Below are 11,238 nucleotides of genomic sequence, written 5' to 3' on the forward strand. Positions count from 1 at the left end.
CTGAACACGTATCAGCAGTCCTTGACGGACGAATTCAACAACGCCGAGACCAACGTCTCCGCCTTGAACAACGTCCAGGGCAGCCTGTTTCAGCTGTTGAACCCAAGCACGTCAAGCAATAGCAGCAATAACAATACGAGCGGATTCGCCTAAGTCCTAATTGGAATGCGACCGGCACCCCTGAACAAGCGAGGATCAGCGACGTGATCAAACGAGGAGCGAACGCCTATCAAACCCAGCAAATCATGACGGCCTCCCCCGTCATGCTCGTTGCCATGCTCTACGACAAGGCGATTCAGTCGTTGAAAAAGGCAATGATCGCGATCGATGCCGGCGACATTCAGGAGCGCTGGATTGCCAACAATCGTGCTTTCGAAATAATCCAACACCTCCAACGCACACTTGATCGCGAACGCGGCGGAGAAATTGCCGCAAATTTGGATACCCTTTATGGCCATATGCTTCGTGTGCTGCCCAGGGTTGACATGAAGAACGACCAGGAGGCGGCCAGGGACGTCATTAGGCTCCTGGAGCCACTACGCGAATCATGGCGGCAAGCCGCTGGCAGCGGAAATGCGCACGCGATCCCGACCGTGAAGCTGCCCCCCGAACCTCTCGCCCAGCACACAGCCGTCTCGGCGTAGTCAGAAGCGACTGAGCTAACCCGAAATCACTCGACCAGCGTGCCAATCCGGACGACTTCACCTGCAAGGCCGTCGCGGCAACACCCTTTCCTGCCGATCAGGTGGGCATAACCTACCGGGCGCACCGAGTACTTTTTTCCGCAGAACCTTTCGCCGTGTCGAGCCGTCGGCTCCTCGGCTTGAATTATCATATAATTATCAGAATGTTAGTCGGAGGTGCTTGAACTGGCCCGGGCCTTGCTCAAGCTTATTCGCGCATCGTTTCGAAGAATTTTCCGCGACGATCGGTTTTGGTTCGGTTGGGTCGGTGAGACTTTGGAGAATGTACGAGAGTTCCGCATAACGTGGGGTAAATACGATGACTTTCCAGGATTATTTGAATGAGCATCGGAAAGAAATTGTCACGAGCTCTGCCACGCGCCTTGCGGTGATGCTATATGATGAGGCGATTCGCCAACTCAATATTGCGATCAAAGCAGTCAGCGCCGACGATATTGCGACCCGGTACAACGCGACCGCGATGACCGCCAATTTGATCGAACAGCTGCACAGCTCGCTTGATTTTGCCCAGGGTGGTGAAATAGCCGAGCAACTGGGAATGATCTATCGGTTCATCCTGAGCCGACTCCCCCGCATCAATCTCTTCAACGACTCCGAGATTGCAGCGCAGATAATCGACCTGCTCGAGCCACTTCGGGATTCATGGCATGCGCTGGATCAGCATCAGGCCGCAGAACATCGTCGACACGCAGTCAAAGAGCGAGTCGCCGCTGTTGCCTGAAACGACAGCATCATTACATCAGCGTGCGCGTAACCGAGCGCTAAGTAGGCCCCTTGCAACGAACCGAGTGACGACTTCTTCGCAAAAATCAGGTGATTTGGAACAAAAGATGGATATCGCGTCCGTTATCTTGGCCGATCCAACCGAATGCGCGGTGCGAACCCCAAAACCGTTCGCCTCAAACGATTTCTCAGACATGCTCGGCCAGGTTTCGTCTCAAACGACTGGACCCCAAGAACCGCCTTCGGGAAGCGGCAAGGCCGCGGCCTCCGATATCATGAGCGGTTGGAATGCCGTAGGCGCAAGTGAGGCGAACGATCAAAAAGGGACGTCCTCACGTAAGCTCGCGGTGAGCAATGACAACGCACGACCGTCCAAGCGTGCGGCCGACGGCACGGATCCTAACGTTGCCTTGCCAAGCGTTGTTCCGCCGCTTCCTCAAATGGTCGATCAGCCAAGTGGCCAAGCGGCGCAAACCATGGGCGATGGTCAGAGTAGCGCCGTTACAGCACCGACTTCCGCAGCAAACTCGACTGCCCCGAGTCTCGATGCCGCGGGGTTGCAGCTGGCCTCGTCAGATCCGCAAACTCAAAACCTGACCAATGCCACGATCGCCGCGCTTACGCGTCCGGCTGACGCCACCAACGGCTCACTTAACCTCGCGGCGAGCGGCTTGATCGTGAACGTGAAAGTTGGATCGGCCGCCGGGTCCGTCCCATCGCAATCGGTCACAAATCCCGGCGTCCAAGCGGCTCTCGTCGATCCCGCCAATCAAGGCAGTGCATCGGGTGTCCAGGCGGCTGATGGTCGATTTGAGAACCGTGGAGCGGGTGCGGAATCCGGTCCTCCCCCAGTGCAGAATCCATTGTTCGACGGGTCCGGCACTGCTGCCGAACAGGCCTCGCCTGCCGACGCACGGATCGCGGCGTCGAACGGTTCGGCTCAGTCCGCGGCCCTCACGCCAACAAGTGGGCCGTCGGATTCCGGTAAAGCCGCGGACGGGGATGGCCAGAATTTGGCAACGGCGACGCCTTCCTCGAACATGCCGTCGAGCAGCTCGCTCCAGGCATTCGGGCCGCAGTCTCTTCCGGTTTCACAGCCAATTTCATTCGCTCAAAACACTGCGGGAGTCATTGCCACGAGTGCTGCGCCTCCGGCGGTCGAACAGGTCGCAATGCATATCGCCAAGGCGGCAAGCGATGGAGTCAATCACATCCAAATTCAGCTCTCGCCGCAGAATCTTGGCGGCATCGAGGTGCATCTCGATGTCGGCCACGACGGTCATGTGCTGGCTGCCGTCTCAGCCGATCGTCCCGATACCCTGAATCTCCTCCGGCACGACGCGCAAGGCCTCGAACAGGCCCTAAAAAATGCGGGGCTCCGGGCCGATGCCGGCGGCCTCAGCTTCAGTCTGCGCGATCAAGGCAACACCGGGTATCAAGCGCCATTGCAGAATACGGACTCAACTCCCCTCACAACCACGAGCGCCGACTCCACAAGCGCCCCGGCATCGACGCCCGTCAGTTATGCGACAAGCGTGCGGCCCGGCGGCGTCGATATCCAGGTTTAGGAGAACACCACCATGTCTACCTCAACGGTCGGCCAAAACACAGCGTCCGCGGCACTTTTTCCGAATAGTGCCCCAACCTCGAACAACAACGCGGCCGCAAGCATCGCCTCGAGCTTAACGGGTGCGCTCGCCGGCACGACAGGGGCGAGTGCTACGAGCGGAAGCCCCTCGGGTACTACATCGTCGACGTCGAACTCTCTTCCTAGCTTCGGCAACAACTTCAGTACGTTTTTGACGCTGCTGACGACCCAACTGCAGCACCAGGATCCGACCGCGCCGATGGATAGTTCGCAATTCACGAACCAGCTCGTTGAATTCTCCAGCGTCGAGCAGGCGATTCAGGAGAACAGCCAGCTCGGCACCTTAATTTCGCTCCAGCAACAGAACCAGTCCGCCGCTGCGGTGTCTTATCTCGGCAAGACGGTCGAGGTGAGTGGAAACTCGCTTCCCCTTGTCAACAGCGAGGGGCAGTTTTCATACACACTCCAGGGAACGGCGCAGTCGGCGTCGGTGGTAATTACGAACCAGAGCGGCGCCGAGATTCGGACCATGCCTCTCAGCACAGCCAGCGGAAAACAAGTCGTAACGTGGAACGGTCAGGACGACAACGGCAACACTGTGCCCGACGGCGTCTACAACTTCAGCGTCGTTGCGACCGACGCGGCGAACAAGCCGGTGACGAGCACCGCCACATTCTTCGGGCCCGTGACACAGGTAAGCACTGGCGCAAACAATCAGGCCACATTGTTGGTTGGCGGTCAGAGCGTCACCCTGAACAACATCATCTCGGTTGACGAGTCGAGCGGCGCGTCATCGTCAACCCTGGGAAACATCGCGGCAGCGCTTAACTCCCTTGTCAACTGAGCCTGCCCGAAAGGTGTATCGGAAATTTGTGATTTGGATGATACGCGCTAATCGCGCGAAGTAGGAGGTAGACCATGAGTATCTTTGGTGCATTGTATTCGTCGGTATCGGGGCTCGATGCGCAAAGTCAGGCGCTCGGCGTGATTTCGGACAACATCTCGAATTCGAGCACCGTCGGCTACAAGACGACCGACGAGCAATTCTCGACTCTCGTGACCGAGGCGGCGACGCCCACGAACTATACTCCCGGCGGCGTGATGGCCAACCCGCGCCAGCTCATAGATCAACAGGGCTTGCTCCAGGCGTCGAGCTCGCCCACTTCCTTGGCCATCACCGGTCAAGGCTTCTTCGTCGTGAACACCAACGCCAACTCTCAAGGCGGCTCGCCGTTCCTCTTTACGCGTGCGGGCAATTTCACGCCGGATGCGCAGGGTAACCTCGTCAATACTGCCGGCTATTATCTTCAAGGCTTCCCGACGAACGCCGCGGGCGACATTCTAACGAATGATCTCAGCTCGACGGCCGGCTTGCAGACCATAAACGTGGACGGCTTGAACGGGGGTGCCGCCGCAACGCAGAACATTACAATCGCCGCGAATCTGCCGGCAACCGATGCAACCGGCACGACACATGACGTCACGGCGCAGATTTACGATTCGCTCGGTGTCGCCCAGAATCTAACGCTGGAATTCACCAAGACGGCGACGCCCAATCAATGGACGCTCGCTGCAACATCCCTCACCAACGCCGCTACTGGTGCGGCTTCCGGAACCGTGACTTTCGGGCCTGCCACTGTCACTTTCAATCCCGATGGCACCTTCAGTTCATCGACTGCAACGAGCCTCACGATCTCCAATCTTACCTCGGGTGCGGCGAACGACACGATCAACCTCAATCTGGGAACGGCTGGATCGTCAACCGGCCTATCCCAATTTTCCAACAACTTTACCCTGTCGAACGTGACCCAGGACGGCTACACCAACGGCTCCCTCACGGGTGTTTCGATCAACAGCTCCGGGCTCGTGACTGCTACGTTCTCAAATGGACAGACCCGACCGTTCGCACAAATTCCGATCGCTACGTTCCCCGGTCCGGACAGTCTCAAGTCGGTGACCGGAAACGCTTGGCAGGCTACGGCGGGATCGGGGCCGTTCCTGCTTCAGGATGCGGGTAGCGGTGCCGCAGGCACAATTTCCTCTGGCGAACTCGAATCCTCGACCACCGATCTGGCGACCGAGTTTTCGAACATGATCATAACCCAGCAAGCCTATTCGGCGAGCGCACGCGTGCTCACGACTTCGGACCAGATGCTGCAGACGCTCAACCAAGTCCTGCAGTAGGACATTTCATTCGCGGGCAGCCCCGTCGAGGGCGAAGCGGGGTTGCATTGAGCGAATTTGGAGATTTTCCGAACCTTTAACCGTGATCCTTAGCCGTTTTTTAAAAGCCCCAGCGTAGGTTGGCCCTCCAACGGAGATTATTTCGTAGGCGGAGTTCGCAATGATGATCGATCGAGTGCAAAGGCCCAACTCCATACTCGGCCCTGACGGCCGATCGATCACGATTGACGATTTGCCGCCGTCCGGGACTAAGCGGTGGGTTGTTCGTCGTAAGGCCGAAGTCGTCGCCGCGGTACGCGGTGGGTTAATCACCCTCGAGGAAGCGTGCACGCGATATACGCTCTCGGTTGAAGAATTCCTCTCATGGCAGCGGCTGATCGAGCGGCACGGCCTGGCCGGCCTGCGCACGACGCGCATCCAGGACTACCGAGGAGCAGGCGTCTAAGGATTCGTGCAAACTGACGTCATCTGGGCGCCCGCAGCAACTGCTGGCGCTTTTTCCGTGCCATAGCCATTCGTCCTGCGCGCTCGCCAAATAAACGTTCCCACGCGACGGCGGTTGGGCGCGGCGTCTCGGCCGGTGCCCCGGCAACAGGGCGACCCGGCAACAGGGTGACCCGGCAAAATCTGCCGACGAGTTAACGTCTTATTCACCGCCAATTCCCTAATCTCCTCTATGAAAACGCAAATCCAGGCGCCTTGCCATGTCGAGCCAAGGGGCCAGTACGGGACGTGAACGACGGAGTGAACGGTTTGATCCAGCTACTTCGAACATTGGGGGCCGGCCGTGTGGCCGGACTTGGCGCCATTGTCTTGAGCGCGGTTGGATTCTTTGCATTCGTCATGCTGCGCATGACCACACCGGATATGGCGCTGCTCTATAGCGGGCTCGAACCCGAGGACGCCGGCCACATCGTGGCTCAACTCGAACAGCGTAACATTCCTTATGAGCTCAAGGCCAACGGCACCCAAATTATGGTGCCGTCTCCTCAAGTGCCGAACGTCCGCGTCGCGCTCGCCCAAGAAGGGTTGCCCCACGGCGGCACCGTGGGATATGAGATCTTCGACAAACCCGACGCTCTCGGGTCGTCGAACTTTGTTCGCGACATAAATCGCTTGCGCGCGCTCGAGGGCGAATTATCGCGTACAATTCGCTCGATCGACGGCATCAAATCGGCGCGTGTTCACCTCGTATTGCCGCGCCGCGAGCTCTTCAGCGCCGAACGCCAGGAGCCGAGTGCGTCAATAGCGCTGGCCATGCGCACTGCCGAACGGCCTTCGGCGCAAGTGGTGGCCGCCATCCAACACCTCGTCGCTTCCGCTGTGCCGGGACTTAAGTCGGCGCGCGTGTCGGTCATCGATGATCGGGGCACACTGCTTGCCCGCGGCGCTGGCGACGGCAATGACGACAGCCTAGCCGGTCTAAGCAGCGACGAGCGCCGGCGCGCCTATGAGGATCAGGTGCGGCGCAAGATCATCGAAATCCTCGAACCGATCGTGGGCGCCGATCGTGTGCGCGCAGAGGTGACGGCGGACATGGACTTCGACCGTCTTTCCACCACCTCTGAGGAATTCGATCCGAATACGCAAGTTGCGCGTTCAACTCAAAGTGTCACCGACAGTGCTGCGAACTCCGAGGCCCAGCCATCGCAACAACCAGTGACGGCGACGACGAATATTCCGGGCGCCCCGCCCGTCCCTCCGCAATCGCCGCCACAATCGCCCAAGAACAGCAACACCACCGCCCACAACGAAGAGACGACGAATTACGAAATTTCTAAGACGGTGAAGAACTTCGTTCATGAGGCGGGCAACCTGAAGCGGCTCTCAGTCGCGGTTATGCTGGACGGCGTTTACGCGACTGACGTGTCGGGTGCTCACACCTATCAGCCCCGCAGCAAGCAGGAGCTGGATCAACTCACGGCGATGGTTCGCTCGGCCGTCGGAATCGACGATAAGCGCGGCGATCGGCTAGAGCTCATTAACTTGCGCTTCGCGGGCCCGGATGAGGCCAGCGTGCCCGAGGAGAAAATTTCATTTTTTGGCCAATTCTCGCCAAACGATCTTTTCCGCATCGCCGAGATACTCGTGCTCGCACTTGTCGCCATCCTCGTCATCATGCTCGTGATCCGGCCTCTGATGAAGCGGCTCTTTGAAATCAAGCCCGTTGTTGCGTCGGCCACCGGCCAAGGCAGTGCTGCCATGCTTCCAAATCAAGCGGGGGTGACTGCGGCGATCGCCGGACCATCAGGGGGAGATAGCTCAAGATCAAATGTTGGCGATGCCAACCAAATCGAGGAGTCGGGCGGGATCGACATCGGGCAGGTCGAGGGCCGCGTGCGCCGCTCATCGATCAAGAAAGTCGGCGAAATCGTCGAAAAACATCCAGAGGAAGCGGTCGCAATCCTGCGCAACTGGATGGTCCAGGAAAGCTAACGTCGGCAGGGGATTTCCATCATGGCGCCATCGGCACGCGTCCGAGACGATTACAAAAGCCTGTCGGGAGCGGAAAAAGCCGCGATCCTCATGCTTGCGCTCGGCGAGGAAAACGCGACGAAGCTGTTCTCGCTCATGCACGAAGACGAGATCCGCGAGCTCTCCAATCACATGGCAAATCTCGGCACTGTAAGTTCGAACGTAGTGGAACGGCTGTTCGTTGACTTTGCCGAGATGATTTCGTCGACCGGTGCTCTCATGGGCACCTTCGAGAGCACAGAACGTCTCCTCATGAAGGTTCTCGACCGCAACAAAGTCGATACGATCATGGAGGAAATTCGCGGTCCAGCCGGTCGGACGATGTGGGACAAACTCGCGAACGTCAGTGAGACCGTTCTGGCGAGCTACCTCAAGAATGAATATCCGCAAACGGTCGCCGTTGTACTTTCCAAAATCCGCCCGGAGCACGCTGCACGCGTGCTCGCACACCTGCCCGAGAACTTCACGATGGAAGTAATCATGCGGATGTTGCGAATGGAGTCGGTCCAGAAAGACGTCCTTGATGACGTCGAGCGCACGCTTCGGACGGAATTCATGAGCAACCTCGCGCGAACCAATCGGCGCGATGCCCATGAGGTCATGGCGGAGATCTTCAACAACCTGGACCGGAGCACCGAAGCCCGCTTCCTTACTGCACTCGAGGAGCGCAACAAGGATTCGGCCGAACGCATCAGAGCCCTCATGTTCACATTCGAGGATCTCGGCAAGCTCGACCCGTCGAGCGTGCAAACGCTGCTTCGTGGTGTGGAGAAGGACAAGCTCGCTATGGCGCTCAAGGGCGCATCCGAAGGCCTCCGCGATCTCTTCTTCAGCAACATGTCGGAACGCGCCGGCAAACTCCTTAAGGAGGAGATGGAGTCGATGGGACCGGTCCGCCTCAAGGATGTGGATGAGGCGCAAATGGCCATGGTGGCGCTCGCAAAAGAGCTGGCGGCCAAAGGCGAGATCATGATTGCGGACAACAAGGAAGATGACGAGCTGATCTATTAAGTGGATGGAAGATCTATGACCGCGGCCCATAAATTTCTCTTTGATCGCTCGTTTGACGATGCCGTTGCCGGCGAGGACGAGGCGAGGACCGTCAAGCGATATACCGAAAGCGATCTTGCGGCGGCGTGCGCCGCAGCCCGTTTGGCAGGTCGCGAGGAAGGCCACTCGACGGCGAATGCTGCAGCCATGGGGAGCATCGGGGCGAGTACCGCACGCGCGCTGCAAACGGCAGCGCAGGAGATCGGCAAACTCGGTATTGCGCGCACGGACGCTGAGCGTGCGATGACCGCCGCAGGCCTTCAGCTCGCGGCCGCCATCGCGCGCAAGGCTATCCCGGAAATCGCCCGTCGGAATGGGATTGCCGAGATTGAAGCACTGGTTTCCGATTGCCTTGCCCAATTGATCGACGAGCCTCGAATCGTCATTCGCGTGCATGATTCCCTGCTCGACTCTCTGGACGAGCGTGTTCGCACGCTGGCGCGGGCGGCCGGCTTCGAAGGGAAGCTCGTTCTCGTTGCCGACGCGGCACTCGGTCTTGGCGACTGCCGGATCGAATGGGCCGATGGAGGAGTGGAGCGCAATCTTCGACGACTGTTCGATGAGATCGACGCGGCGGTGGCGCGGTCCATCGGCCAGAAAGACCCTCAAATGCCTGAATATTCGAAGGACCCTTAGGAGAATCCCATGCCCGATGAAAATCTTGAACTTAAGGAATTGGACACTTTGGCGGCTGCGGCCGGCGAAGAGTCCGACGGATCCCCCGAGGGCCGTCAGGCGCGCGGGGCCAAGGAGCTCGAGGCCGTTTACGATATCCCCGTTCAGGTGTCCGCCGTACTCGGCCGGGCCTCTTTGCAAGTGAGCCAGCTTCTGAAGCTTGGGCGTGGCGCCGTCGTCGAGCTCGATCGCAAGGTCGGCGAAGCGATCGACATCTACGTCAACAACCGCTTGATCGCACGTGGTGAAGTGGTCGTCGTGGACGAGCGGCTCGGTATTACCATGACCGAAATCATCAAGACGGATCGCTCGGCTTGAGCATCGATACAACTGTCCCGAAGCCGGCCGCGCAGACGCGCGGTGCCGCCCGATCGTCGGCAGCGCCCGCTAATCGAGTCGGGCGTGCCCGGCCGCGCACCACACGCGTCGCGCAAACAGGGTCGGCTCGGCTTCGCATCGACGCCGGCACATTGCTCGGGCTCGCAATGGGTTCAACGTTGATTGTCTCGGCTATCATGGCCGGTGGCTCGCTCGTCGCGTTTTTCAATTTTCCAGCCCTTTTGATTGTTCTCGGGGGCACGCTCGCGGTGGTGATCGTTTCCTATTCCCTGCCCGAAACCCTGCGCGCATTTGCCGCAATGCCGCGCGCAGCAATTCGCACGAGCCGCGATCCCGGCGCGGCGGCTGCCGAAATCCTTCGCCTTGCAGATACAGCTCGACGGTTCAATTTGATCGGCCTCGAAGAGTCGTTGCCGCGGCTCGCCGAAGAAGTTTTTCTCCATCGCGCGATCTCAATGGCTTGCGAAGGCACGCCGGGTGACGTCATAGAGCAGATATTGCGGCGCGAACTCGACGCCACACGTCGGCGGCACCAACGGTCGATTGCGGTTCTGCGCCGTGCCGCCGAAGTAGCGCCCGCCATGGGACTGATCGGAACGCTCATCGGCCTCGTTCAAATGCTTGGCCGTCTCCAAGATCCGCACGCAATTGGGCCCGCGATGGCGATCGCACTGCTCGGGACGCTTTACGGCGCCATGCTCGCGCATTTGGTGTTCAATCCGCTGGCGACGAAGCTCGAGCGCAATTCCGGTGAGGAATCGCTTGTCAAGACAATCTATGTGCTCGGTGCCGGATCGATTGGACGCCACGAGCCCCCGCGAAGGCTCGAGCGCACGATAAATGCGCTTTTGCCGCCGTCGAAGCGACTACGCTTCTTCGATTAATCTGACTGAGTGGAGTGAGACCATGCGACTTCTTATTATTGGCTCTTTGGACGGCTATATCGGAGCGGCAGGCAAGATCGCCCTCGCGCGGGGGGCCAAGGTCTCCCATGCGAGCGATGTTGAGTCCGGCCTCAATGCCATTCGCGCCGGTCATGGGGCCGAGCTCGTCATGGTCGACGTGAAGCAGGACCTGCGCCGCTTCATCGATTCCCTTAAAGCCGAACGGATTTCGATTCCTGTCGTCGCCTGCGGCATCGGTACCGATTCGAACGCGGCCGTGGCTGCAATCAAGGCGGGAGCGAAGGAATATATTCCACTTCCACCTGACGAAGAGTTGATCGCTGCCGTCCTCGAGGCAGTAACCGAGGAAAGTCATGCGATCGTGCACCGCGATCCGAGCATGACGGCGCTCTTGGCGACCGCGGATACCATCGCAACCTCCGACGCGACGGTGCTGATCACGGGCGAAAGTGGCACCGGAAAGGAGTTGCTCGCGCGCCATATCCATCGCAAGAGCAAACGCGCGAACCAACGTTTCGTCTCGGTGAACTGTGCCGCAATTCCGGACAATCTACTCGAGTCGGAGTTATTCGGTCACGAGAAGGGCGCATTTACG

The 11,238-nt window shown here is 59.2% G+C and carries 12 protein-coding genes; all 12 read left to right on the plus strand.

All coding sequences use genetic code 11. From position 1 onward, the window contains the following. Nucleotides 1-203 precede the first annotated feature (203 nt). The gene (gene fliS / locus VEJ16_17420) at nt 204-644 is read left to right on the plus strand and encodes a flagellar export chaperone FliS (protein ID HYB11444.1); all 441 of its coding nucleotides are present in this window, start codon (nt 204-206) and stop codon (nt 642-644) included. 358 nt (nt 645-1,002) lie between these two features. Beyond that, nucleotides 1,003-1,425, plus strand: coding sequence for a flagellar export chaperone FliS (gene fliS, locus VEJ16_17425; GenBank protein ID HYB11445.1), 423 nt, complete (start codon nt 1,003-1,005; stop codon nt 1,423-1,425). Nucleotides 1,426-1,621: 196 nt separating this feature from the next. Then, nucleotides 1,622-2,995, plus strand: coding sequence for a flagellar hook-length control protein FliK (locus tag VEJ16_17430; GenBank protein ID HYB11446.1), 1,374 nt, complete (start codon nt 1,622-1,624; stop codon nt 2,993-2,995). Between the two features lie 12 nt (nt 2,996-3,007). Continuing rightward, a complete protein-coding gene (locus VEJ16_17435; protein ID HYB11447.1) occupies nt 3,008-3,859 on the plus strand; it encodes a flagellar hook capping FlgD N-terminal domain-containing protein in 852 nt (283 codons plus the stop codon). A gap of 74 nt (nt 3,860-3,933) precedes the next feature. Beyond that, nucleotides 3,934-5,199, plus strand: coding sequence for a flagellar hook protein FlgE (flgE, locus tag VEJ16_17440; GenBank protein ID HYB11448.1), 1,266 nt, complete (start codon nt 3,934-3,936; stop codon nt 5,197-5,199). Between the two features lie 163 nt (nt 5,200-5,362). After that, the gene (locus VEJ16_17445; GenBank protein ID HYB11449.1) at nt 5,363-5,644 is read left to right on the plus strand and encodes a DUF1153 domain-containing protein; all 282 of its coding nucleotides are present in this window, start codon (nt 5,363-5,365) and stop codon (nt 5,642-5,644) included. Between the two features lie 308 nt (nt 5,645-5,952). Then, complete coding sequence (gene fliF, locus VEJ16_17450; protein HYB11450.1) at nt 5,953-7,635, plus strand: flagellar basal-body MS-ring/collar protein FliF; 1,683 nt, start codon at nt 5,953-5,955, stop codon at nt 7,633-7,635. Between the two features lie 21 nt (nt 7,636-7,656). After that, nucleotides 7,657-8,685, plus strand: a complete 1,029-nt coding sequence (fliG, locus tag VEJ16_17455) for a flagellar motor switch protein FliG (GenBank protein ID HYB11451.1) — start codon at nt 7,657-7,659, stop codon at nt 8,683-8,685. A 15-nt stretch (nt 8,686-8,700) separates the two neighbouring features. Then, nucleotides 8,701-9,360, plus strand: a complete 660-nt coding sequence (locus VEJ16_17460) for a FliH/SctL family protein (GenBank protein ID HYB11452.1) — start codon at nt 8,701-8,703, stop codon at nt 9,358-9,360. Nucleotides 9,361-9,369: 9 nt separating this feature from the next. Further along, entirely contained in the window at nt 9,370-9,717 is a 348-nt protein-coding gene (gene fliN, locus VEJ16_17465) for a flagellar motor switch protein FliN (GenBank protein HYB11453.1), read from the plus strand. Continuing rightward, nucleotides 9,714-10,622, plus strand: coding sequence for a MotA/TolQ/ExbB proton channel family protein (locus tag VEJ16_17470; GenBank protein ID HYB11454.1), 909 nt, complete (start codon nt 9,714-9,716; stop codon nt 10,620-10,622). Before fliN ends, VEJ16_17470 begins: the two co-directional genes overlap by 4 nt. 22 nt (nt 10,623-10,644) lie before the next feature. Continuing rightward, nucleotides 10,645-11,238 (plus strand): sigma 54-interacting transcriptional regulator (locus VEJ16_17475; GenBank protein ID HYB11455.1); only part of this gene is annotated, 594 nt, incomplete at its 3' end.

The sequence above is a fragment of the Alphaproteobacteria bacterium genome, from assembly GCA_035625915.1.
In the GTDB taxonomy this organism is placed as follows: domain Bacteria; phylum Pseudomonadota; class Alphaproteobacteria; order JACZXZ01; family JACZXZ01; genus DATDHA01.